This is a genomic window from Pseudobdellovibrionaceae bacterium (assembly GCA_023954155.1).
Taxonomy (GTDB): Bacteria; Bdellovibrionota; Bdellovibrionia; order Bdellovibrionales; family UBA1609; genus JAMLIO01.
Genome location: JAMLIO010000007.1, coordinates 119,183 through 145,977 on the forward strand (window position 1 = coordinate 119,183; position 26,795 = coordinate 145,977).

Here is a 26,795-nt window from a genome sequence, read left to right on the forward strand (position 1 = left end):
TTCCATTATATGGAATCGTCTTTTTTTAATTACAGGTGTATTAAAAAGAATACACCCCCAGTCATGGTCACATTAAAAACATAAGTGATTTCAATATGTTAAAAAATACATTTGGACCGTAATTTGGAATAGACCTTGCCAATCTCCTTTATATCAAACATTAGTAAAGGAGAATTTTATGAAACTAAGAACCCTAGCCCACATGTTATTAACTGTAATCACATGCACTGCTTGCTGGAGCACAAATGCCCAAACAGTGGACTCAGTTACAGATGACCCGTTTGTATCCGTAGATATTATCGAAAGTATTGAATGCAGAAATAACTCCATCACAAATTGCGATTTTATAAAAAAACAATTGCTCTTAAACGTGGGACAAAAGGTCGATGATAACAAACTCAATCACTCAAGAACACGTTTAAAACTATTAGGCTTATTTACTAATGTACAATTGGCCTTAGAAAAAGGTTCCAACAAGGGTAAAGTCAAACTCATTATAGATGTTAAGGAAGACAGTCCTATTTATACTGTAACAAGTGTTTCTGCGGGTGGAGAGTTTTTTGCTGAACCCAAAGACACGCTTTATGCCCAAACCGTCTTCACACTAGGGCATAGAAACTTGTTTGGTAAAGGTAAAAATTTATCTGCTTCTATTACGGCCTACAACGACCAATATTATCCAGGTTATATTGGCTCCACCCTTTTAAGATACAATGACCCGAATCTTTTTGATTCTAAAAAATGGTTTTTTAATATTGATCTGTTTATGGATCTCGACAAACGCGGCACACAGCGTGGTGAATCCTATTTAGCCTCTTTCGAGTTAGGCAAAAGATTCGGAAAATTTAGCTACTTGACGCTAGGAACTGTTGCAGAACGTTCTCATTTCTATGTTAAAAACACCACCAAAGACTTTAGCATTTATCAACAGTATTACTCTTTGGGGTATGGTTATAATACTCAAGATGATCTGTTCTTTCCTACCTATGGGGCTCGCTTTGATCTAAAGATTTTAATAGACGGTCACAGTAAAACATTAAGTGGCGAACGCTACATTTTTGGTTCTGAACTTACAGGAGACGTCGACTTCAGTGTGATCAGTGAAGTAGGGAAAAATTGGTATATCTCTTTATTTGCCGAATCCAGAGATCGTTTCTTTGATCAAGATAATTTCTTAAATTCAGGAATTGGAACTGAAATTGCCTACCAAAGCAGAAGAAATCAAAGCGAAAGAACAGTATCAGACATCAGATACTTTATTTCGCCTGCTTTTAATCGAATTAGTGGCTCAGACTCTGAAGCCTCTATCACTGCGGGTGTCAAACTAAGACATAAAGACTATGGTCTTGTGCGATTGCAAGTTGTAGGAGGTGGATTATGATCCGCCTTTTTATACCTTTAGCCTTTGCACTCACATTGATTCATTTCACCCAAGCTTACGGAGTCGAACATCGAATTGACTCCAAAGACACCCAAGACAAAATCTCAAAAATTTTACTTAATAATGAAACGCTCACATCCACTCTTAAAAGTGGTTTGTCCAGTCAAATCCTAAAAGTTATCCGCTATCAAAGAGACAAGGACTCCCAGGTTGTCATTCACTCTAAGCTTAATATTAAATATGATTTGTGGGATGAAGAGTACCTTTCCAAGGTTGATGATGGTGCGATTAAAAAGTATAAAAATTTAAATCAACTTGTCCATAGTATAGGCTCCATTGATCAGCATTTTTCAGACGAGTTCAAAAAAGACTTAAAATCCTATGATATAGAGGTGATCTTTTTTGTAAACCCTATCACCAAAGCTCAATCCAAATTGATTAAAGAATGGATGGCCGAGCGTTTCGTTGGCCCTTCCAGCTTAGAGCTTGGAAGCAGCACCAATGCTTTTGTGGCTGGTGTGGTCAATAAAGTGGTTTCACAACAACTAGATCGTTCCATTTACGGGTCTGATCAGGAGATTGTGATTCATATTAAAAATCAACGACAAAAAAAAGAAGGTGAAAAATGAGCCGTCTTTTTAAAATCAGACTTTATCTGATCAGCATTTTACTTTTAGTGGGTGCGATACCTTTTTATTTTTCATACCTAGCCTTTAATGAACTGATCAGTTACCAATCCGATGTGGCACAAAAGATCAATCTTTCTGAAAGCCTTGATGGATATCAGTCAGCACTCAAAGATCTTTCAAAAATAAATAAAAACAAAGAAGCTCAGTATAAAGAACAATTCGAGAAGGTTCACGAAAAACAAGCTCTTTTGAATTCTCAAAATCTATTGTGGGATAATATAAAGACGTCATTAAAAAAGACCTATTTACTGTTTTTTGGAGCGTTTACAGGTGTAGTGATTTTGCTGGGTATGTTGATCTCGGGTTTGATTTCCAAGCTGTATGCCAAAACCCACCAACAGCTGCAAATAGAAATGGAACGGGTGAATTATCTCAAACAATTTGAAAACGTATCAGATATCATCAAAATGATGAACCACGAGATTAAAAAACCCCTTGCTCCTTTAGAAATTTGGCTTAATACCCTTATCAAAGCAGCTCAAAAGAACGACTTAAACACCATTGATGAGGCTTCCCAAATTGTGCGCGAAGAAATGCAAAATCTTTCGGCCCATCTCAAAGCTTTTAATAAATTTGGTTCATTGCCTGATCCTAAGCTGACCATAGTGGAGTTTGATCAATATCTTACAGAAACATTAAGTAAGTTTAGTGATGTTTACACCAACATCGAAGTAGAACACCACTGTGAAATTCAAGATCTTTATGTCAAACTGGATAAAGGACTTTTTTCACAGGTTTTACAAAACCTATTTGAAAATGCCCAAGAGGCTAATCCCGACTTAAGCACTTTGTTTTTTAAAATTGTAACCAAGAAGCACAATGGTGCCTATATTCAAATTGATGTTTTTAATCAGGGAATAGCCATCAAAGATTTAGAACAAGTCTTTAAACCTTATTTTTCCACTAAAGAAAAATCCTCTCATAGTGGTCTGGGTCTTACCATTTCAAAGGCCACCATGATCAAACATCAAGGCGACCTCAATGTTCGCCCCTGTAGCAATGGGGCATTATTTGAAATTAAACTTCCTATTTATAAATCGGAGAACACATGAAGATCTTGCTTGTCGATGATGATAAAAATTTACGCCTAGGCATTAAGTTAAGTCTAGAGTCCGAAGGCTTTGAAGTCACTGCTGCCGACACCTACGAAATGGCACTCAGATTGATCAATGAAGAACGAGGATTTGAGGCCTATGTACTAGATATTAAACTCAATGCAAACTTGACAGGCATTGAGCTCTACCAAAAGGTCAGAGCCCTCAATGATCAAACACCTGTCATCTTTATTTCATCAGGAGCAAGTCTATCCGAAGTGGCCGAAGGTATGCGCTTAGGGGCTTTTGATTTTCTAGAAAAACCTTTTGCCCCAGACAAACTCATCGCCACTTTAAAAAATGTCCAAGAGATAAGCTCACTTAAAGAAAAATTGGCTTTTTATAATCAAACTTTGCTCAAGGACAGCGATATTATCATTGGCCAGAGCAAAGCTTTTCAAGAGGTTTTAAACGCGGTCTCACAAGCGGCCCCCACACAAAGTACTATTTTGATCACAGGAGAAAGTGGGACAGGGAAAGAGCTTGTTGCCAAAAGAATTTGTGCTTTAAGTAAACGCTCCACCAAGCCTTTTATCAAAGTGAACTGTAGCTCTATTCCTGAGAACTTAATCGAGAGTGAGCTTTTTGGTTACGAAAAAGGCGCCTTTACTGGAGCTATCTCAACCAAAAAAGGATATTTTGAGCTTGCCCATCAAGGCACCATTTTTTTGGATGAAATTGGGGATATGAACCTATCGGCTCAAGCCAAAGTTTTACGCGCTTTACAAGAGCAGGAAATTCAAAAACTGGGCTCAGAAAAGATCATCAAGGTGAATGTCAGAGTCATTGCCGCAACCAATAAGGACTTACAAAAGGGAGTGGCTGAAGGTTGGTTTAGAGAGGATTTATTTTATAGACTTAATGTGTTCCCTATTAAAACGCCTGCTCTTCGCCAACGAAAAGAAGACATCGCCAAACTGGCTCAATATTTTTTAGAAACCTTCATTCAAGAAAACTCCATGCCCAAAAAAATCATTGATAATAAACTCTACGATCGCCTTAAGGAATACGATTGGCCAGGAAATATACGTGAGTTAAAAAATATTATGGAGCGAATTGCTATCACTGGGAAGCAACGTTTAGTCGAAAGTGACTTTCTAAACTTAGGATTTTTGGAGAAAAGCCACACCAAAACAAACTCCAGAAAATCCGTGAATGGATTCGAGGATTATGGACACTTCAGCTTAAAGTCCTTTAAAGAGGACATGGAAAAACGATTTATTATTGAGTCACTAAAAAAACATCAAGGTAACATTGCTGCCTGCGCCGTACAGTTAGAAATCGAAAGAACTCATCTCCATAAAAAAATCAAACAGTATCAGATTCAAAAAAGAGAATACCTCACGTGATTTTTAAGCGCTTACAGAATGGGGATAGGTCAAACGCTAATCACCGACTCAAGTTAAGATCTAGCAGACATTTAGGCGGACTGCCCTATAATGCGTACCTTGCCAAATAAAAAAAAGCCACCATCAGGTAGCTCTTTTTTTTAACAATATTTATGTGTATTTATTTGTTGGTTTTACTTTTTATTACTTCACAGTCATTTTTGTATGAACCGCAAAGCGATCAAACTCACCATACTCGTGTAACTTGTTATATAAAGTTTTAATCGTGATTCCTAAAGCATTTGCAGCTTGAGTCTTGTTCCCATCAAAGTGATTTAAGGCTTTGATGATGTAGCGTTTTTCAAGCTCATGCACCGTGATACTTGGATCGTAATCATCAAGTACAAATTTATTGTCTGGGTTTTTGATGAAGTCAGGTAGATCTTTTGGATAAATCACTTCACCTTCAGATAAAATTTGTAGTCTTTCACAGACGTTTTGAAGCTCACGAATGTTACCTGGCCAGTCATACTTTAAAAGCATGTCCATAGCCTCTGCACTCATTTTCATTCCACGATTTAAATATCTATGCGAACCAAAAGTTAAAAAGTGTTCGATCAACATAGGGACATCTTCTTTTCTGCGTCTTAAAGGCGGAGAATTGATCACAATAGTATTGATACGGTAGAAAAGATCTTCTCGAAATCCACCTTTGGCCACTTCTTTGTCTAATTCTTTGTTCGTTGCACTGATCAAACGAATGTCGACTTTAATAGGCTCTTTACCACCTACTCTAAAGATTTCGCCTTCTTGTAAAAAACGTAAAAGTTTAGATTGAATTCCAGGAGTCAATTCACCAATCTCATCCAAGAACAAAGTTCCACCATTAGCAGCTTCGGCTAAACCGATCTTTCTAGAGTAAGCTCCTGTGAAAGCACCTTTTTCGTGACCAAAAAGTTCACTCTCTAATAAAGTCTCTCTTAAGGCTCCACAGTTGATGGCTACAAAAGGACGGTTTCTGCGTTGGCTTTTTTCGTGGATGGCTTGAGCAATCAGCTCTTTGCCCGTTCCACTTTCACCTAACACTAATACCGTAGCATTAGACGGAGCTACTCGATCCACCATCTTCATCATCTGTGACATGATCTCAGATTGGTAGACGATCTCTTTTTTAGCCCCTTGAATAGAATCCATCTTCTGGATCAAGCGACTAGGTTCACCCACAGAAAGGGGTCTGTTATAGGTATTTGACATACGTGCCACTCCTTAGCTTTAGCTTAGGACGCAAACCACCATTGCCTTGACCTTTTACAGACCAAACCCCCTTTAATGACAGCAAACGTTCCTAATAGTTTTAATTCCTTACTGCTTACTCACATTTATGATACGCAGCATTAGGACTTTTTTACAGCATGCTTGAAATATATGCAAGTTTTTTTGTACGAAAGACAGATTTTCCTTTAAAATTGTAAAGATTATATGGGAGCCCCAAAACTCAGCCTGCAAGAGGCTATTTATAAGTATTTGAATTATGTATGCTTTTCACAAAAGTACACCCATCATACGTGCACCAACTACATCTCCGACCTGAATCAGCTCTTTAAACCCTTCTTAAATGGAATTTTTATATATAACCCACCAGAATCACTAAGTTTTTCAAAAAATGATAAAAAAATAGGCTTAATGAAAGACCCTCTTTTAAACAGTGAGGTTCTGGCCCATGCTTTTGACCTCTTTAAACCCAGTTTAGCCAAGCTTGCAGCCGTCAGCCGTAAGCGAAAAATCTCTAGCCTCAAGGGTTTTAGCAAATGGTGCTTAGAGCACAACTACATTGATAAAGATCCCACTCATCAGATCGCTAGTATTAAGACCCCGATAAAATTGCCCAAATACTTAAACCTAGATGAAACCTTAAGTTATTTTAAATCACTCAAAAAAGACTTAAAAGCTGAGCCTGAAAAGTATCGTAATGAGTGGATTTGTTTTTTATATCTTTACGGCTGCGGACTACGTATCCATGAAGCCTGTCAGGTTGAAATAAAAAATATTGACCTTGAGCAAAAGCGCACTTTGATTTTTGGAAAAGGAAAAAAAGAACGTTTTGCCATCATGCCTGAATTTATGATGGCCCCTATCGGAGAAGCCTTAGACTTAGCCACTCATAATAATTGGTCTTATATTTATGGCGAAAAGGCACTAACCCCAAGAACTGTCGCCAATTGGATTCAACGCCGAGGACTCAAAGCTGAAATTCACAAGCCCGTGCATCCACACATGTTCCGACACAGCTATGCCACACATCTGTTACGAGAAAATACTGATCTTAGACATTTACAGGAACTCTTAGGACACAGCTCTTTAGCATCTACGCAAGTGTATGCCCATTTGGATCGAGACCAGCTTCTGCAAAGCTTAGAACAATTCCATCCTCTGTCTAAGAAGTAGGAAGTGAGACAAACTCAGACCAATCTTGTAAGATCAAATCAGGTTGAAAATTCTGAAATAAAGCACGCTGCTCTGGGGCTTCATTCACTAAAAGAGTGCGGCACCCCTTGGTCCAACCCGCATATAAATCACGCCACTTATCACCTGCCATCCAAGACCTAGAAAAATCTATGCCCCAGTCTGTGGCTGCCTCTTCCAGCAAACCCGCGCCTGGTTTGCGTCTAGGATGATTGTGCTGGTAAGGGGCAGAATAATATCCATCAATCCTTACTCCCCCAAGAGCAAAAAGATCTGAAATTTTTTGATGAATGAGTTCTAAGTTTTCAACACCCACTGACCCACGGGTTAAACCAGACTGATTGGTGATCACGAGCAACTTGTACCCTTGCTGCCTGATTTTTTTAAGAGCCTCCACAACACCTTCTAACAGCTCCACTTTACCTGGATCATCCAAATACCCAAAATCTTTGATCAAGGTATCATCTCGATCTAAGAAAAAAGCTTTATTAGTTTTACGATAAGAGGCATCGGTATATGACATATATCCCTTACTAACTTAACTCTAAAAGTTGTTCAAAATAATTTTCCATCTCATAAGAGGTTCGCCTTACCATATCTTGCACATTGTACTTCATCAATTGCTGAGAGTCGTACATTGAAGTTTTTAAGAAGGGCTCTAGATCACTGTCTATAAGCAGAACACCTTGGCGGTACAAAAGTTTAACTTCAAATTGACACTTTAAAATCGCCAGCTGCTCTGCCTTTTCTACGGCTCTCAGAGCATGTAAAAGCAGATCAAACACATACGAAGACCCACTTTCCAATTCGATCTTTGTGATCACCTTCAAAAAGTATAAGGCCAGCTTGATGCGGTCATAGTCGGTACGAACCAAAGAGTAATCATAAATCAAAGTGGCTTCATTAAGGTGTCGCCAATGATTGTTTTGATTTTTATTCGGAGCAAAAGTCAGCTCGACATAATTCAGAGGCTCTAAAACTCCACCGCCAAAACGCTTCTTACTGCGCAAAGCACCTTTGGCCATCACGTCTAATTTTTCACCCTCGCCTGTGAGGACTTTTAAAATCAGGTCTGACTCTTGATACAGAGTTTTTTTTAAAATAAGGGCTTTTTGCTTAAGTAGGCTCACAACTTGGGAGTATGCCTGAGATTCAAATAAAAGACAAAAGACGGCCCTATGGCCCATAATCTTCGCTCTCAAATGGCATATAAGCCACCCCAAACTCCCTTTTAACCCTTTTAAAAAGGAACATTTATTGCTTTAAAAAAAACGATTACCCTTATAAAACCGAGGACTTAAAAAGAATGAAGCACGCCCTAAAGACATCATTTATATTTCTGCTTATGGCCTTAGGAGTGTTCCATTCATGGCTTCCTGTATCTTTAGCCCAAGAGATCAACGTGGGTGAATTCTCTATCGAGATTGACCTTAAAGACTTAGGTAAAAGTGAATATCGTCTGACCCCCGCTAAAGCAGATAAGGTTTTGCCCCTGCCGCATATCCTCAGTGAAAAAAAGATTGCAGTCCAAGCCCAAGTTTTCTTTACAGAAGAAGAAAACCTTCGCTTGGTTTTAAAAAAACCAGTTCTCTTGCATGTGACCGACACCACGACAGACACAAGTCTAGAGCGCCTGATTCCCCATATCAACATTGAACTGTCCACGCGACAACGCTCTCACTTTGTCACCATGTTTATGAATGGAAATGCAGATCTGATTGCCACCATGGATGTGCCTGAACAGGAACTAGATCTGAGTAAATTCAAAGATATTTCACGATTAAATGCTAAAGACTTTTCAGATGGACGAGCCTTTTTCTTACCTGTGATCAGTAAGCCCTTAAAGATTTTGCAACTGCCTTTTTTACAACTGCAAGACCTGCTTACACCCACATCACGAATTGAGCGCACGAATATTGAAGTGCCTACCCTAGAAGTGATCCAAATTCGTTCTCAAAATTTTGAGCTTGTTACAGGTGAGCTCAGACTGACCACTCTTGCTGAAACCATGGAAGGTGTTTTAAGTAAGTCACCAGAAATACAAAAATTAGTAGAGCTTAGAACCCAAGCCCACATTGGTCGAGAACAGATGTTAGATCGCTTTCGTAGTGGTCAAGCTTTTGACCCTGAGCCACCTCAACGTCAGGCCCAAATCTTATCCATTTCTCAACATCACTCGGGTTTACGTTGTCGGCAGTTTTTAAAAGACGGCAGTGCGCCCTCCTCTGGAGCCACAGGCCACGGGCAAGTCATCCCATTTCCTTTTGGCAATAGATAAACCTACCATATCCCCCCGTTCTATTATATGAATAGAGTCTTAAGCCATGGAGTTTCAGCCTTGAAGCCAGATTCAAATTCACATGTTAGCGCTTCTGCCTCTGCGTCACCCGCAGAGGAGTTTCAGGTGACACCTTCGCTTCTGAATCATCCTTTTTGGTTTTTTATAAAAAAGCACAAAAAAAACTTTAACCTAGGTATTATGACTTTACTTCTTACCAACGCCTTTGATGTGGCAGGGCCTTACTTCATTGGTAAAACCATTGATCTAATTATGCAAACGGATCGTACAGGTTTTAGCACTTATATTGTGATGCTCATTTTGATTGCCTTGGGTACAGCCGTGTTTAGATATCTTTGGCGTATTTATTTTTCTCGTTTTCACCAACAGGTTGCCGCAGACTTGCGCAATATTCTATTTAAAAAAATGCTACGTCTTAAAGTCAGTGAACATCAGCGCACTGCCACTGGTGAAAAAATGACCCTACTAACTCAAGATATTGATAACTTCAGAATGGGTATCGGCCCTGGAATCTTAATATTTTTTGACGCTCTTATTTATGTCGCCTGCCTATTGCCACTCATGCTTACAATAAGCTGGGTATGGACGTGGAAATGTTTAATATTTATGCCATTGATTCCATTTTTTACTTATGGTCTAGAAAAGTCCTTTAGCAAAAGATACCGCGCCCTTCAGGATGAAACAGGAGAGCTGACCAGTTTTGCGCAAGAAACAGTGTCTGGGATCAAAGTCATTAAGTCCCTAAGTTTGCAAGGTTTTCGGTCTAAGGTGTTTTTTCCCATCAACTCCAAGCTACAAGATTATGGTCTTCGAGTAGACCGCATCGAAGCAGCGTTTAGCCCTACTTTAGAGTTTTTTGTTATGATTGGAACGGCCACTTTGCTATTCTTTGGCTCCCAAGATGTCATTCGGGGTGAAGTCACTTTAGGTGAGTTCTTTGCGTTTTATCAATATCTCCTACGTATGATCTGGCCCATGACTGCGTTTGGGCTTTCATTTATGATGTATAAAGAAGCCGCAAGTTCCTTTGATCGCATCAAAGAAACTCTAGATTCAGAGCAAGAAATGCCTCCAGGCCATGTCAAAACTCAAAAAGGATACAGCTTAAAAGTAGAAGGTTTGAAATTCAACTATCCCTCTTCTTTAAGTTATGCTCTTTATGATATCAATTTTGAACTTAAACCTAATGAATCTATGGCCATCGTTGGGCCTGTCGGGTGTGGTAAGTCGACCCTCTCACAAATTTTATCACGTAGCTTGGTATTTGACCAAGGCCAAGTTCTATACGGCCATACTCCTATTCTAGAAATTCAAAAAGAGCAGTACCGAAATGTCATCACTTTGGTTCCCCAGGATGTATTTCTGTTTAAGAATAGCATTAAAGGCAACCTTACCCACTTCCACAATGTCTCTGAAGAGAGTTTACAAAAGTTCGTCTCACAAGTAGAGATGACCGACGAGATTGCCCAAACCTCTATGGGATATGAAACTCCTCTGCAAGAAAAAGGACTTGGACTTTCTGGAGGTCAACGACAGCGCTTGACCTTAGCTCGTGGGCTGATCGCCCAACCCCAATGGTTAATTTTAGATGACTCCTTAAGTGCTGTGGACATTTCTACAGAGCAGAAGATCATGGGCACGCTCAGAGGCTTAAAGAATTCCAATTTTATGAACTTTATCATTTGCTCTCACCGCATTCAAAATATTGATTGGGTAGATAAAATTCTAGTTTTAAACCAAGGTCGAATCGAAGATATCGGTTCACATCAAGAGCTGATTGAGCGCTGCGCTCTTTACCAAAATCTCTATGCTTCTCATAAAAACGGTCACAAGATGGGGGCAACACATGAATAAGCCTAAAACAGGGAATGACTTACGCAGCTATTTTCTTTTCATGTGGTCCTATCTTAAAAATTACCAGATCACTGTGTTTCTTTTAATCTTTACGGTTGTTGTGTTTGTCATTGCAGGACGTCTTATTCCTATTGTCTTTGGTTGGGCGATTGATTTTGGCATGAACGAAAAGGACCTTTCTAAAATTTATTTTTATGCTGTTATTCTACTGGCCTGTAATTTAGTTCGAGGTATTCTGTCTTTTGTGTGCTCCTACGGGTTTAGATATCTGGGGCAAAAGACTTTGTTTTCTATTCGTAAGGATCTCGTAGATCATATTCACAGACTGCCCATGAAATTTTTTGATAAAACGGATTCGGGTCGTATTGTAACTAGAATTTCCAATGACACCCGAAGTTTGGGCGACCTCTTTTCTGAAGGATTCGCAGGAATTCTGATCAACCTCATAGAAATTGCCTCGATACTTATTTCTTTATTCTGGGTAGCTTGGCCCTTAGCTCTTATTGTCTTACTGACTTTTCCCCCTGTACTTTGGATGACTCATCTTTTAAGTGAACAGATCAGAAAAAAATATATTGTGATTAAATCTAAACTTTCAAGCATTAACACTTTTAGTGCTGAATCCCTAGACGGAATCCAAGTTTTGCAACTTTATGGCGGTGAAGAAAAAGCCCAACAACATTTTGCTAAAGAAGTTGAAGATTATAAAAACCTTCAACTGGAAGCTCACGTTTTATTCGCTAAACTATGGCCCATTCTGGAAATGTTTCAAGTGGCTTGTATTATTTTAAGTATTGCTTTTGGCCTACTCATGATCAATCACCAGATGCTCACCGTAGGTGACATCAGTGCTTTTATTTTACTTTTGCAAGGATTCTTTAGACCTCTTCGTTATATTCTTGAAAAGTATAACCAAGTCCAAAACGGGGTGACCAGTTCACAACGCATCATCGGGCTCCTACAAGAGGGCACAGAAAGTCCTCTTGCAATCGTCGAGGTGTCCCCAACATCCACCGCCTCGTTGACTTTGAAATCTCAACTGTCTCGAATACCTGCCCAGCATACTATTCTTGAAGCGAAGGATTTAAGTTTCTCTTATTTAGGGAGCACAAATGCTCCGACGGCGACCTCTACAAACACACAATTTAGTAATGCTAAGGACCGCAATAGCGGTAAGCCCACCCTTCATAGTTTAAACTTCAAAATCAATTCAGGCCAAAAAGTAGCTCTGGTTGGACGTACAGGCAGCGGTAAAACTACTTTAGTATCCTTATTACAACGATTCTACCAACCTCAGGATCAAACTCTATTCCTAGCAGGTCAAGACATTAACTCCTTTGATCTGCTTGAGCTTCGTCGCAATATTGTAGTCCTACGACAAGAGGAGTTCTTATTTAAAGGCACTATTCGCTCTAATATTCTTTTAGGAAATGTAGTCGCAAACGATGCAAAAGTTGAAGAGATCAGGCAAAGGGCTTTTATCAAGCAGTCTCTTGATGCTCCCGTGGAAGAAATGGGGTCTAATCTGAGTGCGGGGGAAAAACAGCTCATTGCCCTTGCTCGCGTACTGCTGTTTGACCCTAGCATTGTCATCTTAGACGAGGCCACCTCACATATTGATTCTGTGTTAGAAAAACAGGTGCTCGCTGCAATGAACCAAGTGTTACATGGACGTACCTCTATTGTGATTGCTCATCGACTCAGTACTGTCATGAATTCTGACCTTGTCATTGTACTTAAAGATGGAGAGATTGTTGAGATGGGTCCACCTGAGTACCTATTAGAAAATAAATCTGGAGATTTCAGTTCTTTTTTTGATGAGCTATTGTGACAGGCTCATCTGTCATACGTAAATATATACCTCGGCGCTCGACTTTAGTAATATCAACTTTTTTAGACCGCCAATACATTACTCGATTACTCGTTCTACAAATAAAAAAGCACTCTTAAAAGAGTGCTTTTTTGAATCCCAAGGGTTAGTTTGGGGTTTTTAAAACATACGTAGGGCTTTTATTTACTGCGCATTTTGTTGAACATATCTAAGTTGACCTCAGACACTTTCTTTTGCTTTGCCCATTTGCCCGCTTCATCTTTATAAAGTTTTGTCTTTTCTAACCAAACTTTTCTTTCTTGGTCAGCGACTTTTGTCTTTTGATCTACCATTTCTAAAGTAGACGCTACTGTTCTTCTTTTGTTTTCCCAATCAGCAAGTTTGCCATCCACACTGTTTAAAAACTTTTGATAAGAATCAATATTTTTACGGCGTTGAGCGATGTTTTCAGTGATTTGATCCATTAAAGCTTTTACTTTTTGGATGTTCTTCTCTTCGCTCGCAATAAATTCTCTTTCTTCTTTGATGTAACCTTCATATCTGACTTTAGTATCAGAAAGAACTTTCAAATTCTCGGCCGCAGATTTCATGTCTCTATCGCCATCAGATTTAAGCTTTGTCAGCTCACCTAATACGCGAGTGAGTTCTTTCACGTTATCAGCAGAAATATTCATATTGTTCTTATTTTGCTCTAAGTTGTAATCTGCATGTTCAACGTTTGTCTTCATCAGCTGCATCTTCTGATCAATATTAACTTGCGCTTTTGCCACTAATGGCAACACAAATAAACTTATTGTTAAAATTGTCTTTTTCATCTTCTAACCCCTATTATTTTTTTGGACACAGGTCCGGAACGTTTGCAACGAATTTACCAATTTCATCGGCCCAGAATTCACCTTTGAAGGACCAACCATAATCTTTCTTTGTTTTTTTAATTTCTTTGGCAGGAACACGGTTTGAAACCTGTCCACCAGCGGCTCTATAACGAATGTTCTTTCCTGAATTCGCATAGATCTCATATCTTAAAAGGTCGTTGTTTTTCAAAACCTTTGCAAGCCTAGAATCCACAGTAACTAAAGCACCTCGTAGTGTTCTTTCTGCATCCTGAATGTAAGCATCACGAATGCTCATCACACGCTTAGTGGAATTTCCTGTTAAGTTTCTATATGTAGACAGACCTTGATCAATTAAAGAGATTCTGTAGTTCTGCAAGATAAGTTCTTGGCTTTTTGCAGAAAGTTCAGCTTCTTTTTCTTGAACTTTGTCCATACGATTGCGTTTTTCAAGTTTTACCACTTCATTGTTAATGCCTTCTACTTGCTTTTCCAAATTGGCAATATCAGTTTTGATTGTATTTCTAAGATTCATGATCTCTTGTACAGCAGACTGATAGAAGTTAATTTCATCAATGATGTTATTCAATTTCTTTTGTAAAACAAGAAACTCTTTATCTCTACCCATTTCGCGAATCACAGATGCAGGAAGTCCATCTACATCCTTGGTAGAATCTTTAGATGACATATAAGTCATAAGTGTCTTATATGTTGATTTATTTGCATCTAAATAAGCCTGTGTTTGATCTTTCCACGCAGCATATTCATTCTCTAAAATCGAAAGCGTTTCGTCTGCACTTCCGAACTGACACATATTTAAATAACCAATTGTTTGAATCACATAAGTTTCTGGTTTAAAAACAGCCTTAAAAAATGGAGAATGTAAAGTGTACATATTTCCAATAGCTTCAGGATATTTTTTCAATCTTACTTGAGACCAACCTTTTTCCATTAGAGCGTCAAACCACAAGGGGTGTTCTCTCTTCACGGCTTCATAGGATTTCATAGACTCATTATAGTTTTTCACTTCAAAATAAAATCTTGCTAAAGCAATTTGAACCAAACTATAAAGGTCACTGTTCTTATCTAGCGCACTGGCTAAACCACTTAGAATCTTAATCCCTTTTGTCGGATTGTCTTGCATGTATTCTGAAACTCCGTGCAAATACTGAGCGTCTTTATAGTATTTGCTTGAAGGAGACACGATTTCAGCCAATTTGCTGGCATCAGAATATTTGGCGTTAATAAAACGACCTTTAGCTAAAATATAGTTATAAAAGTCTTTTTGCGATTGAGTCAGCTGTCTATAAACTTCTTTTGGAGCCAAAGCTTCAGCAATCACTTGATCATAACCTGTTGGCAGGTCTTCCAATAGAGCTTCTACAGCCAGATGCGTGTAATGGTCCACACCTGTTTTGATAACCGATGCTAATAAAGGAACTGACTCAGAGTACAGTTTTCTAGAGTGCTGACAAGACCCTAAGAAGAAATCCACTTCGGGTTTGTTGTATCCTTTACTTTTTAGATAATGACCTAAAGGCATTACTTCAGGACATGATTGTCTTTCATGATATAAAATAGCCAAAGTTAAAAAATCTCTTTCCATAGGATCTTCTAACTGAGCAGGCTTTAATTTAATCTCTGGTGGCGTAGATAAAGTGGCTTTAATAGCCGTAACCATAGCCACCTGCACCACTTCTCCTTCTTTAAAACCAGAAATTTCATCATTAAATTCTCTGATTTTTTTAGGCTCAACAGCCGCAAAATCAAATTTTAATGTGGGAGACTCATTTTGTTTTAATTTTGGAAGGTCATTCACTTTAAGAGCCCTAAAATTACCCACCCCAAGAGTATACGCACTTGGAGCTTGAATTTTAGGTTCTCTTTGTAAGTCAAGTTTAGGAACCGTCTCCTTGACATCTACCATCTGGAACCCTTGAGTTACACTCTTATTCATGAAATCAAATACTGGTATAGTTTTGATTGTCACTGGGTTTCTGGAATAATTGTAAAGGCGTGTTTGTCCCTCTACCCTTAGCACCTTTTGTTGGTCCGCTTTGTCTTGAGCATGCGCCCATAGAGCACTTAACCAACAGCTCATAAAAATCACTAGGGTCTTTTTCATAACTCTCCCATTAAATAAAAACGTTCACTTAGAATAGGTATGTTAATCCTAAATTAAATGTTGTAAATGAAGATAACTTATCTTCTTCTTTTCCTGGAAATGCAGGGTTGTAATTTACAATTTCTTCGTTAAAAAACTTCATAGCATAGTCAGCTCTGATAGATAAACTTGGTGTGATATAAAATGTTTGTGAAATATCAAAACCCACTGCAACTGAATTCATATCGTTATTACCAGAAACAATCTCTTGTTCATATTGAACCAGTCCCAAGCTTCCGCCAAAAGACATGTCAAAATATACAATTCCTTGACCCAAAAAGCTCATTTTTGAATAAAAAGGAACCCAACGTCCTGATACACCCAAATAGTTAGTAATTTTACCTCTATTGATCGCACCACCCAAAGTACTCACTTTAACTACGGCATCGTTTACATCTAGAGAAAAAGATTGGAATTGAACTTCCAAACCCCAACGGTCGTTAAAGTGGTAAGATCCTGAAATACCAAAGTTAAATCCATCAAACCAGTCATACATCAACACAGGGCCTGCAAAGACTGATACCCCAAAACGACCTGCTTTACTGTAAGTTCTGTCTTGAACTACAGTGTAGCCTTGGTCACTTGGTGCCCAATATTTTTTTTCTAAGTCTTGCATATCTACTTTTTCTGGAGCAGATTCAGCAGCCTCAGCAGGAGCTGCGGCTTCTTCATCTTGTGCGTAAGAAGTTACGCCCAAGGATAAAATTAAAAGTAATGTTGTTAAAAATCTAGCTGTGATCATACGTTCCCCTTTCTAATTCTAGCCATTTTCTTTTTTTATACACTTACACCAGTATACCACTTACTTATTAGCCTTAAAGTAAAATGGATAAGCCACAACAACATCACCACCACCGTCTGGTCTAGGAAATGTCCATTTAGCCACTTGTCTTAAAATACATCCCTCGACCATAGCATTGGCCATCGTACTTTGCTCTACTTTTTGAGTAGAAACAGTACCATCTGCGGCAATAGTCCATGCGATTTTAATTTTACCGTACAATGCAGGCTCAGCCGCTAACTGTCTTTCATAACAGTAACGAACACGACCTAAGTTGTTCTTCACAACCTGTGAAATGATATTAGGATCTAGACCACCTGAAATCTCGGTTTCTTCTTCGATCGCATCAACCAGTCCACCTGCTCCGACACCACCGACAGATAACCCACCTAGTTTTCCAGATACGGCCGTACCTCCAGCCACACCATTAGTTGTAATTCCTGAAACGTTATAGGCTCCTGCATTCTTAGATAATGTTGCACCTTTAACTGCCACACCCTCTGAAGCAAAAGCTCGGTTTCTAGAGTTACCCACACCTTTTCCCGCACCTTCAAGCAAAGAATTGGTGTCCACAGCAGCAGCCGCAACTACGTTACTGATCTTATCAGTTAAGCCTGATTCTTTAATCGTATTGACTACTTTTTTAGCTTCAGGCGTGACAGGCTCAACCACTTGTTTGGTCTTTTCGACCACTCTAGTTGTTTCTGGTTTTTTGACTTCTACAGCTTTCTTAATTTCTGTTTGTTTTTTAAGTTCCTCAGCTTTCTTTTGCTGCTTTTGAATCACTTCTGGATCAATAAGCATTCTAGTATATTTGTTTCTGTCCAAAGCACCAGGATCTTTAGGCATAATTTTGGGCATCAACCACGCTGATAGAAATACAAACAAGGTGATAGCTAAGGCCAATCCAAAAGGACGCACAAGATCTTTGGGGAAGTACCCTAAGATATTCTTGGGTCTTTCATTTTCATAAATTTCTGTTCGTACCAAACGACGCTTAATCCAAAGATCACCAACCTGATCCTCAATCCAATCTAAAGATGTTGCTGGAGTAAACGTGTGCTTTTTCCTGTTGAATTTAAAATCAATGGGCTTGTTCTTTTCCGTCAATGTTGTACTTACAACTTCACCGTTACCTCGCATAACAACGATCTGCTGTCTTTCCACCATATTTGGTGAAGCCACACCGATCAGTCTATTTTGCTCGCGGAAAAGATTATACGGCTTAACCACACAAGGTTCGATCGTAAGTGTATCATCACCAAATGTAATTTGCACTTTACCATTGATGGCTGATTCATTGACTTGATCTTTACCAATCCAAGTTCCATGGGTACTTGCAAGGTCTACAATAGTCCATACCCCATTTCTATTTTCAATAGAGGCATGTATATCATCAACCCTTGAGCTTCTAACACGTATTCTAGCACTCTTTGACGAACCAATCGTGATGACATCACCAGAGGACAAGGCTCTAAAGTGTCCTAAATTTCTGCCGCCATTCGAATGCGTTATTCTCAGTTCTGTTTTACTCATAGTATTTACCTCAAGAAGAACACTGACTTTCTTATCTCGTTCTGCATTTCATCTTTAACTTCATAGATAGGCAAAAAGTCCACACCACTTTTTTGCAGCAAATATTGCCCATCTGGGGTCCTTACTTCACCATCGACATCTAAGCCGTCAAAATCGATTCTTTGTGGCTTTTTTGACTTGTCTTTAGCAAAGCTTGTTGTTGAAAAAAGCATTACTAACATTAATAGTATATACTTCATTTTCATTGTGCACCTCCATCATCGCTTGGGCTTGCTTGAACCTCAGAAGCGGGCGCTCTGTCATTATTTGATTTTTGAGGACTTGCCACCTTAGGAGCTGGATTTTTTGCCTCTTCCATTTTTTTCACAATTGCATCATGTTTTGCTTGCACTGCTTGTTTTTCTTTTGAGATCACATGCTCTGGGAATGTTGCTAATACCTTTTCATACCAAGCCAGCGCACGCCTTGAATCTTTAAGATTTGTTTCATAAATATCTGCAACTCGTAAAGAAATATCAGTTCTGTCTTGTTTTAACTTTAAAGCCGCTTCAAAATAAGGAATGGCTTTATCAAACTTACCTTGTTGAGCCAAACTTTCTGCAAGTCCAATATTTGCTGTAAATACTCTTCTATTGGCTTTCAATACCTTAGAAAAGTACTCTTCTGCTTTATCAAACTGATAGTCACTTAAATAAACTTGCGCCATTAAGAACGCAGCTTCTACTAGATTATTATCTAACTCATAGGCTTTTTTAGCCGCGTGGAAAGCCGCATCTCTTTGTGATGTTTTCCATAAAAGTCTTGCCTTTTGAAATTCAATCACTGGATTATCTGGCGACTTTCTACTTGCTAGACCCGCCATCCAAATAGCTCTTGGTAAATCTCCTGCCTCTTCAGAAACTAAAGATAAAAAGTAAGAGCCCCATGGACTATCAATATGATGGATAGACATCTCTTGTCCAATTTTGTAGACCATAGCCCAGTTCTTGTCAGAAGCACAGGCGTATCCTACTTTTAATAGCTGTTGCCAATTGTCTTTTTCCTCTTTGGTACTAGAGTATCTGCATCTTGCATCAGGTGTATCACCTTTCATACGACTCACGATCGTGCTCTTATTAGTATAAGCTTTTGAACGCTCAAGTCGTGCTGCAAGGTCATTACCCAGTTCTTTTTTACCAATATCAGCTACTGATTCTGTTTTAGCATCTTTGCTTGCAGTAGTTTTTTTGGCTCCGCCACCAGAGGTCGCACATCCGCTAATAAAACCCGCTAAAGCTACAAATAAAATTATTATTTTTAACTGTGCTTTCATTATTTCCCCCTACCTTTTGGAGCTGAAACATAAACTGGACCTGGAAGGTACTCATCAATAGAAGAGATCGTTCTTTCTTTCATGTTCAATCTATCAAGAATCTTTTGCACACGACCAACAGAGCCATCTCGTAAATCTGATTTCTTAGCAAATTTTAGAGCTGTATCTACAGTCTCTACTGCTTTCTCTTCAAATGGGAAAGCGACGTTTGAAAGCTCATCTTTTAAAGCTTGTCTTTCTTCGTCACTAAATGATGCTGGACCACGAATGTCATTCATACCAGTCACAAATCCTTGATACAGATTTGCTAGCCCTACTAAGGCATTCACTGTCGTATACGCATCACCACCATTGGTTGCGGCTTGGTATGTAGCTTGTACATCACCCAATTTCTTAGATTTAGTACCAATATCACGTGTTAAAACTTGCATATCATAATCACTGATTTTGAAATCATGATAAGAAGCCTCTTGCAATTCAGCCGCGATCAAATTGATTTTTGCTAAATCTTCAGGAAGTAATTTTTTATTTTGAGCGTTTTTTAACCATGGCATTAAAGTATAAACACTGCCTAATTTCTTAAGACCATCTGCGTACACCGCAGTTGCAGGAGAGTAAACGTTTGCAACTTGGCTTTCAGACATCTGCTTCATGATGTCCAAGTACTCACTTTGTGTTCCCAGTTGGTCTGATAAGAAGATCACTCGATCAATAGCTTGTTGTCCGTGTGAAGACATAGATTTTGTATATCTACTAAAAATGTCTCTGTACTGATGAATTGCTTCATAGTATTTGCCAGAAGCTGCCAAAAAGTCACCAGACAGTAAGACCCAACTTTCAAAGTTTTTCTTATCCACTCTAGCAAGGATCTTAGTCACTTCTAAAGCACGATCTGGCATACTCATCTGTTCATATAAATCTGCCGCGCGAACTAAACCTTCAATAGCTCTTTCATGTTTTGGGAACTTTTGATAAAAGTCCACATAAGCAGATGCTGCTCCAGGTGAATCGCCTTTTTTAAAGTATAGATCTACAACGTTCCATTGAGCTTCGTCCGCAAGATCAGAATCCGAGTAATTTAAAGCAAATTGTCTGTATAGAGTAATTGCTTCATCATACTTTTCTTCTTTTACTAACACTTGGGTATGAGAGAAATAAGCTTGTTCAAAAATAACTTGTAAGTCTTTCTTTCTCTTATCGTCAGTCTCTAAAGATTTCCACTCTAAAGCACCTTTTTGTAAAGCTACGAAGTCTTTCTTAGAGTTTAAAATATCTAAGTATAAATCCTGAGCTTTTTTACCTTTATCTTTATCATAGAATCTTTTACCTAACTGATAGAATCTTGGTTCAGCATCAGCAAAGTTTTTCTTTTGATAATCAAATAATCCCACTTTGAAAGACACATCTAAAAAGTATTTTCCATTTGGATGTTTAGTTAAATATGTATCAACCAAATTCTTTAAACGTTTTTCAGATGGATCATCCCAGTTATTTTTCACAGCTTTATCATGAGATACAATAGCCGCATATCTAGAGTCATGAGCTTTAGTTTCGTCCTTAACAGATCCACCCACTAACTCATACTGCTCGCTGGCTTCTTTGAATTTATCACTTTTAAATAAAAGATCAGCAAAGATATATCTTGCAGCACTGTTCTCATCGGTAGCCTTTTGATCTCTAAGGTTTACACGAAGAGCTTCTTCTGCAGCTGCTTCATAAACTTTTTTGTTCATCTTTTCTGCTGATTTCAACCAATTTTTGGCTACTCTTAGAGAGTATCTATCCACATCCTCAGCACACTCCTCGATTTCTGGATCTTCTAATTTTGGTGCTTCAGGCATTTTCGTTTTAGCCAAAACAATATCACACGTTTTATCAAAGGCTTTTAGGTTTTCAACAGCTTTTGCAATATTGTTCTGTGCATCTGAGTTTTCTGATAAACGTTTATGATAAATAGGCAATCTAGGATTAGAACTAAATCCAGATATCAATCCTGACAAAATCAACTCTTCATCTTTAAGTTTACCATGTCCATTATAGATTCTTGATAGTTTTTCAATATATAACGCAGGATCAATTTTCTTAGCCTGACGTTTAAAATACTCTAAGCCTTCATTTGAGGGCTTTGATTCACTAAAAAATAAAGTCATATCATTTAAAGATTCACGGCGTAAATCCAGCTTAGAATCTAAGCCCTTAGCCTCTACATCATGACCAATAGCGACCACTTTTTCCATAGTTAAAAGCGCACCTGATGGATCTTGCAAGTTGTATTTACACCAAGATGATTTGTATAAAGCATAAGGATAAACTTTATTATCGGGATACTGTTCAATAAGTTCGTAAAAAGCTAACGCTTTTCCAAAAATATGTGCTTGGAAAGCAATTTCTCCAAGTGCCAAAAGAGCATCCGCCATGACGGGCGAATCTTTAAGCCTTTTGTTTTTCAAAAGGCGCATAAAAGCCGCTTCAGCACCTTGTTTATCATCAACTTGCAAATAAGCAAAACCGTTATTGAAAATTACCATATCCAACTGTTCAAACTTAGGATACTTTTTTTCAATATCTTCGTACACTTTAATAGCATCTTTAATAAGTTTCTTTTCTCTTTGACTAGTTACGGATTGAGGCAGAAAACTCATAGCCTCTACACTGTCTTTGTTATCTTCACGATACATTTCAAATACACGTGCTGAGCGAGATTGGCTCATGTATAACTCAGCCAATCTAAACAAAAGCGCAGGCTCAGTAGAAGAACCTTTGTATTTATTCAAAAGTAGTTTTAACTGATTCACAGCTTTTTGCTCTGTTCCAGCAGCAAAAGCTTCCGTTCTTAGCTCTTCAACCTGTTGTTGATTTTGCTTTTGATCTGCTTGAGCAAAAGCAACGTTTGATAGAATACCTAAACTTAATAAGCTATATAGTATCTTTTTCATAAACTATTCTCCAATCGTTGCCAATTGCAAGTCCCCGTATCCAGCAACAGAGGACGTATATAAAACTCTTTTTAAGGTTGCATAATCTAGACTCTTATCCGCTTGAACAAACATCGTTCCAGTAAATTTAATCAGAGCATTTGTTTCTTTCTCAATTAGTTTACTTTTTTCAGCTTCAGCCATAAGTTCTTTTTCCAGAGCTGGAATCAAATATAAATCCGTTTTCGCCACATCAGATGCTTTAAGTTTACCATCTACAAGTTCTGCCACCACTTTATCATTAACGATAATATATTTTGGCGAAACCTGAACCAATAAAGCCTCTTTAGGATCTGCACCTGTTGCTGAAGCAGGAAGTCTTAACTCTTCTGGTGGCAATTTAATGGCAGACGAATCCATAGATTTTAACAGAAACACTACAAGAATCGTCATTGCATCAATCAATGGAGTGATGTTGATTTTTGTAAGTTTACTTGACTGTGACTGTTTTAACAGCGCTTTAACCACACTCATAGATCATCTCCCATAATATTACCAAATGTGATGTCATCAAACATAACGTTAGTTTTATAAACTTGCCCCGAATCAATATCTGTCACTGGGAACTCTTCTGTTGAAGGAGCCACTCGCATGATATCCATAAGGGCTACAATATTTTCATACTTAACTTGCTCTGTAGGATTTAGCCTTGCTTGAAAAACATCAGGGTGAACTTTTTTAATTTTGATCAGCTCTTTTTGTATTTGCTCTACATCTAAGTTTTGCTCCAAAGATGCAGGAACCCTAGCATTACTTACGACATTCTTGCCGCGTTTAAGTTGAATTAACACTGTATTGTCTTTTGACATGGCAAGATGTAAAGCGACTTTTTCTTGTTTATTTTTTTCTGTTTGTTTGTCAATGGCAGTTCTTACCTCTCCCAGTACAGGCACTTTAGCTCCCACACTAAGAATGGTTACAAACGACGCTGTCAACAGCAACAATGGCACCAAGACCGTCATAAGTCCCAAGAAAGACGTTAAGTCTGCATTTTGGACTTCTTGCTCTTCAAACATCATTTCGTATATCTTGTTCACTTTAAATCTCCACGTAAACGTTCATCTTAAGTTTTTAATTCAACACAAAACTTGCGCTATAAATCTTAAGCTGCTTTAGAGTTATTAGATTCTTCTCTATAAACTCTACTAGTTAAAATATCTAAAACTCTTGTACCGTTCTCAGCACAATCAGTTAAAATTTGATCTTTCTTAGCTGATAAAATTGAGTGTACAAATAAAACTGGAATCGCTACTGTTAAACCCATTGCTGTTGTGTTCATCGCAACAGAAATACCTTCTGCAAGAAGCGCTTGCTTTTGTGAAGGGTCTGCTTGGCTCACAGCTGCGAAAGCCATAATTAGACCTTGAATTGTTCCTAATAGTCCTAACAATGGAGCAATGTTTGCTAACATACCTAGAGTACCTAATCTTTTTGTGACTTTGGGTACAATCTGTGTGAATGCAATTTCAAAAGACTTCTTCATTGACTCTTCATCTCTATCTGCTCTTTCAAGAATAGATTTGATCAAGTGTGCAACTGGCTTTTCTTTATTTGCATCACAGAACGTCACAGACTCCTCAATCTTGTCTGCCAAAAGCAAACTATTAAGTTGTGACATAAAACCTTCTGTCTTTAGGCTGTATCCAAAATATAAAGATTTTACTCTTTCAATGATTACACCAAGTGACATTACACCTACTACGATAATTACGTAACCGAAGATACCACTATCTACGATAAACTTCATTAAACCTTCCATTGTTGACTCCTCCTACAAAGTTAAATGATGGAATACTTTCCTATACTTTTCTAAGAGTAACTTCGGTCGAGTTGTCTGATTATTTAACGGCTTGTTTAAATATTTTTTAGCTCACCAAAACTTGGTCACTTCCAATAAGATTCAGTCCCAATATTAGATTTTTCATAATCTACACATTTCACTCAAATAAACGACAATAAAAAAGCTCAGGTTCACTGAGCTTTTAAGATTCAAATTATTTTTGATTTTTATCTAGATTAAGGCCTTATATCTATATTATATAAGTCTAGGCTGCTTCTTTGTTTTGCTTAAACACATCTAAAATTTGATTCAATGTAATTTTAGACTTTGGATCTAATTTAATAAACTTAAGTCCATATCTAAAACTAAAGGTATTGTCTAAAGGATTTTTCCAACTTCTTTTACTGACCACTTTGACTAATGCATTTAAGTTTAGACTTTGGTCATATTTAAGATGAATTTGAAATGAATGCCCAACGTCAAGCAAAGCATACACCGTATCAATACCCATTCCACCCTGACCAATTTCAATGGCATTAGCCCACAAACTTAAATTTTGGTGGTTTAAAAATACTCTTGAGTTCAGTTCATGTCTTTCATAACGTCTGCGGCTGTACAGAGGCGTATCAAATTTAATATCTGGATCATCTAAAGATTTAATACTGTGCTGTTGAAATTCGGATACATCTGCAACTTGGCTCCATGTTTTATCAGAAGATCTTCTGATAAAATCAAATGAATGAACTTTATTATCCTGAATCATTCTAATGACTTCAAAATAACCAAATGGTCCCAACCTTCTGTTGTCTTTCAGTATAAACCACGTAGTATCAGAATTTTCCGAAGTCATAGCATTTCCCTCTCTGAGTGCTCTTCGGTCGATAAGTCTCTAGAATTTATGCCCTAAGGGCAATTTCAGCAAAATATTAGCAAAAAGGTGAGATTTATCTCATTTTAAGAACAGACTGTTACCTAGCCCATTGATCGTTTAAAAATCATGTACTATAACGAGACACTTGAGGACTTTTGTGGAGCAAATTGCATTTTTAACGCAACTTATTTCGATTTCTGAATCTAAAAATTCAGTTTTATTTGTTTTTGATATCGACTCGACCCTCTATAATGTCAGTCCAAGAAATATCGAAATCATTAAGGACTATGCCCAGTCTAACGCCCAGAATCTGACTCCCGCACTGCAATCCACACTTATGTCTGTGACCCATCACTACACAGACTGGGGCATTAAAACACCTTTACTTAGGCTAAACCTTTTAAATCCCGATATGGAACTTCTAAAAAGTATCAAAAAACATTGGAATCAATTTTTCTTTTCTGGAAAATTTTTACATCACGATGAAGAGTACCCAGGTGCGGTGAATTTTGTAAATCAGTTAAGTAAGCATGCACCCACTTTTTATCTCACAGGTCGTGATGTTCAAAGAATGGGAAACGAAACACTGGAACAACTGAGCCAGAGCGGCTTTCCCACCGATCCCTATCACAATAAACTTATTTTAAAACCCAACAAAGAAATGTTGGATCATGAATATAAACTTGAAGAACTTAAAAAATTAGCTCTAGATTTTGACGCCATCTATTTTTTTGAAAACGAACCTATCATTTTAAATGAGGTCGTGACACATTTTTCAGAAGACAAAGTCATTCCTATTTGCATTGCCAGTACTCACTCAGGTCGCGCTGAAATCAATCCAAAAATTAAAATCATTCAACCTGATTATCGACTGAAAGAAGACTTATGAGTTTGTATGTGATAGCTACACCCATTGCCCATCCCGATGATATGACTCTAAGAGGGATTCAGATACTTAAAAATTGCCAATATATCATTGGCGAAGAAGCCAAAACTTGCCGTGCCCAGCTCAAATCTTGGGACATTTCCCCACAAGACAAAACCATTTTACTTCTGAACGAACACTCTAAAAGCGAAGACCTTAAAGAGCTTCTCGAAGTCTGCCACACCCATGATGTCGCACTGATCTCAGACTGTGGCACCCCAGGATTCTGTGACCCAGGCGCAGACCTGATTGATCTTTGCTATAAATCAAACATCAAAGTCACAACCATCCCAGGTGCGAGCAGCCTTATGGCCTTCTTAAGTATGTTAGGCACCCAGTGGAAAGAATTCACTTTCAAAGGTTTCCCTCCAAGAGAAACCAATGAAAGAACAGATTTTTTCAAAACCCTAGCCAAAGCCACTCACCCACACTGCTTCCTCGAAGCCCCATACCGACTGCACGCCACACTAGAACAACTCGAACAGCTTTGTCCCAACAAAAAAATCTATCTAGGCATAAATCTCACAGCCGAAAACCAAGAGTTCTACAAGGGCCCCATCAAAGACATCCGCAAAAAAGTCAAAGCCCAAAAAGCCCCTTTCATCGTCGGCCTGGAGTAGGTCGGGTTTCATTTCTTGTCTCTTTATCTTTATATATGGTCGAAATGCGAGTTCGGCTT

24 protein-coding genes are annotated in these 26,795 nt (G+C 38.3%); 10 read left to right on the forward strand and 14 right to left on the reverse strand.

All coding sequences use genetic code 11. From position 1 onward, the window contains the following. The first annotated feature begins 178 nt into the window (after positions 1 to 178). From M9899_09370 to M9899_09385, 4 genes are read left to right on the forward strand one after another with little or no spacing between them, the layout of a single operon-like run. Positions 179 to 1,381, forward strand: coding sequence for a hypothetical protein (locus M9899_09370; protein ID MCO5114369.1), 1,203 nt, complete (start codon positions 179 to 181; stop codon positions 1,379 to 1,381). After that, positions 1,378 to 2,010, forward strand: coding sequence for a hypothetical protein (locus M9899_09375; protein MCO5114370.1), 633 nt, complete (start codon positions 1,378 to 1,380; stop codon positions 2,008 to 2,010). The genes M9899_09370 and M9899_09375 overlap by 4 nt, the downstream gene beginning before the upstream one ends. After that, a complete protein-coding gene (locus tag M9899_09380; GenBank protein MCO5114371.1) occupies positions 2,007 to 3,122 on the forward strand; it encodes a HAMP domain-containing histidine kinase in 1,116 nt (371 codons plus the stop codon). Before M9899_09375 ends, M9899_09380 begins: the two co-directional genes overlap by 4 nt. Then, entirely contained in the window at positions 3,119 to 4,513 is a 1,395-nt protein-coding gene (locus M9899_09385; protein ID MCO5114372.1) for a sigma-54 dependent transcriptional regulator, read from the forward strand. Before M9899_09380 ends, M9899_09385 begins: the two co-directional genes overlap by 4 nt. 183 nt (positions 4,514 to 4,696) lie before the next feature. On the opposite strand, the gene M9899_09390 is transcribed toward M9899_09385, so the two are convergent. Beyond that, positions 4,697 to 5,746: a sigma-54 dependent transcriptional regulator gene (locus M9899_09390; protein ID MCO5114373.1), complete on the reverse strand. Its 1,050-nt coding sequence runs from the start codon at positions 5,744 to 5,746 to the stop codon at positions 4,697 to 4,699. A gap of 225 nt (positions 5,747 to 5,971) precedes the next feature. Between M9899_09390 and M9899_09395 the strand changes: the two genes are divergently transcribed. Further along, positions 5,972 to 6,937, forward strand: a complete 966-nt coding sequence (locus M9899_09395) for a tyrosine-type recombinase/integrase (GenBank protein ID MCO5114374.1) — start codon at positions 5,972 to 5,974, stop codon at positions 6,935 to 6,937. Here M9899_09395 and M9899_09400 read toward each other — a convergent pair. Then, the gene (locus M9899_09400) at positions 6,927 to 7,478 is read right to left on the reverse strand and encodes an HAD family hydrolase (protein ID MCO5114375.1); all 552 of its coding nucleotides are present in this window, start codon (positions 7,476 to 7,478) and stop codon (positions 6,927 to 6,929) included. The genes M9899_09395 and M9899_09400 overlap by 11 nt on opposite strands. A gap of 10 nt (positions 7,479 to 7,488) precedes the next feature. Then, positions 7,489 to 8,142, reverse strand: coding sequence for a DNA repair protein RecO (gene recO / locus M9899_09405; protein ID MCO5114376.1), 654 nt, complete (start codon positions 8,140 to 8,142; stop codon positions 7,489 to 7,491). Between the two features lie 119 nt (positions 8,143 to 8,261). On the opposite strand from recO, the gene M9899_09410 reads away from it, so the two are divergent. The 3 genes from M9899_09410 (at position 8,262) to M9899_09420 (ending at position 12,939) form a co-directional block, all read left to right on the forward strand. Further along, positions 8,262 to 9,233, forward strand: coding sequence for a hypothetical protein (locus M9899_09410; protein ID MCO5114377.1), 972 nt, complete (start codon positions 8,262 to 8,264; stop codon positions 9,231 to 9,233). Positions 9,234 to 9,359: 126 nt separating this feature from the next. Next, a complete protein-coding gene (locus M9899_09415; GenBank protein MCO5114378.1) occupies positions 9,360 to 11,108 on the forward strand; it encodes an ABC transporter ATP-binding protein/permease in 1,749 nt (582 codons plus the stop codon). After that, complete coding sequence (locus M9899_09420) at positions 11,101 to 12,939, forward strand: ABC transporter ATP-binding protein/permease (GenBank protein ID MCO5114379.1); 1,839 nt, start codon at positions 11,101 to 11,103, stop codon at positions 12,937 to 12,939. Before M9899_09415 ends, M9899_09420 begins: the two co-directional genes overlap by 8 nt. 179 nt (positions 12,940 to 13,118) lie before the next feature. On the opposite strand, the gene M9899_09425 is transcribed toward M9899_09420, so the two are convergent. The 11 genes from M9899_09425 to M9899_09475 all read right to left on the reverse strand — a co-directional run bounded on the left by M9899_09425 (position 13,119) and on the right by M9899_09475 (position 25,170). Beyond that, positions 13,119 to 13,754, reverse strand: a complete 636-nt coding sequence (locus M9899_09425; GenBank protein MCO5114380.1) for a hypothetical protein — start codon at positions 13,752 to 13,754, stop codon at positions 13,119 to 13,121. A 13-nt stretch (positions 13,755 to 13,767) separates the two neighbouring features. Next, the gene (locus tag M9899_09430; protein ID MCO5114381.1) at positions 13,768 to 15,897 is read right to left on the reverse strand and encodes a hypothetical protein; all 2,130 of its coding nucleotides are present in this window, start codon (positions 15,895 to 15,897) and stop codon (positions 13,768 to 13,770) included. A 28-nt stretch (positions 15,898 to 15,925) separates the two neighbouring features. Then, the gene (locus M9899_09435) at positions 15,926 to 16,678 is read right to left on the reverse strand and encodes an outer membrane beta-barrel domain-containing protein (protein MCO5114382.1); all 753 of its coding nucleotides are present in this window, start codon (positions 16,676 to 16,678) and stop codon (positions 15,926 to 15,928) included. Between the two features lie 60 nt (positions 16,679 to 16,738). Beyond that, a complete protein-coding gene (locus M9899_09440; GenBank protein MCO5114383.1) occupies positions 16,739 to 18,253 on the reverse strand; it encodes an AgmX/PglI C-terminal domain-containing protein in 1,515 nt (504 codons plus the stop codon). 5 nt (positions 18,254 to 18,258) lie between these two features. Beyond that, a complete protein-coding gene (locus tag M9899_09445; GenBank protein MCO5114384.1) occupies positions 18,259 to 18,498 on the reverse strand; it encodes a hypothetical protein in 240 nt (79 codons plus the stop codon). Further along, the gene (locus M9899_09450) at positions 18,495 to 19,565 is read right to left on the reverse strand and encodes a tetratricopeptide repeat protein (GenBank protein ID MCO5114385.1); all 1,071 of its coding nucleotides are present in this window, start codon (positions 19,563 to 19,565) and stop codon (positions 18,495 to 18,497) included. Before M9899_09450 ends, M9899_09445 begins: the two co-directional genes overlap by 4 nt. Next, a complete protein-coding gene (locus M9899_09455) occupies positions 19,565 to 22,501 on the reverse strand; it encodes a tetratricopeptide repeat protein (protein ID MCO5114386.1) in 2,937 nt (978 codons plus the stop codon). Before M9899_09455 ends, M9899_09450 begins: the two co-directional genes overlap by 1 nt. Before the next feature lie 3 nt (positions 22,502 to 22,504). Next, positions 22,505 to 23,014 carry a biopolymer transporter ExbD gene (locus tag M9899_09460; protein ID MCO5114387.1) on the reverse strand — a complete coding sequence of 170 codons (510 nt, stop codon included), beginning with the start codon at positions 23,012 to 23,014 and terminating at the stop codon, positions 22,505 to 22,507. Continuing rightward, positions 23,011 to 23,577, reverse strand: a complete 567-nt coding sequence (locus tag M9899_09465) for a biopolymer transporter ExbD (GenBank protein MCO5114388.1) — start codon at positions 23,575 to 23,577, stop codon at positions 23,011 to 23,013. The genes M9899_09460 and M9899_09465 overlap by 4 nt, the downstream gene beginning before the upstream one ends. Positions 23,578 to 23,642: 65 nt before the next feature. Further along, positions 23,643 to 24,299, reverse strand: a complete 657-nt coding sequence (locus M9899_09470; protein ID MCO5114389.1) for a MotA/TolQ/ExbB proton channel family protein — start codon at positions 24,297 to 24,299, stop codon at positions 23,643 to 23,645. 286 nt (positions 24,300 to 24,585) lie between these two features. Next, entirely contained in the window at positions 24,586 to 25,170 is a 585-nt protein-coding gene (locus tag M9899_09475) for a PilZ domain-containing protein (protein MCO5114390.1), read from the reverse strand. 178 nt (positions 25,171 to 25,348) lie between these two features. Here M9899_09475 and M9899_09480 point away from each other — a divergent pair, with 178 nt between their 5' ends. Further along, positions 25,349 to 26,080 carry an HAD family hydrolase gene (locus M9899_09480; protein ID MCO5114391.1) on the forward strand — a complete coding sequence of 244 codons (732 nt, stop codon included), beginning with the start codon at positions 25,349 to 25,351 and terminating at the stop codon, positions 26,078 to 26,080. Continuing rightward, positions 26,077 to 26,736 (forward strand): SAM-dependent methyltransferase, encoded by a 660-nt coding sequence (locus M9899_09485; protein MCO5114392.1) that lies wholly within the window; start codon positions 26,077 to 26,079, stop codon positions 26,734 to 26,736. The genes M9899_09480 and M9899_09485 overlap by 4 nt, the downstream gene beginning before the upstream one ends. Positions 26,737 to 26,795 lie beyond the last annotated feature (59 nt).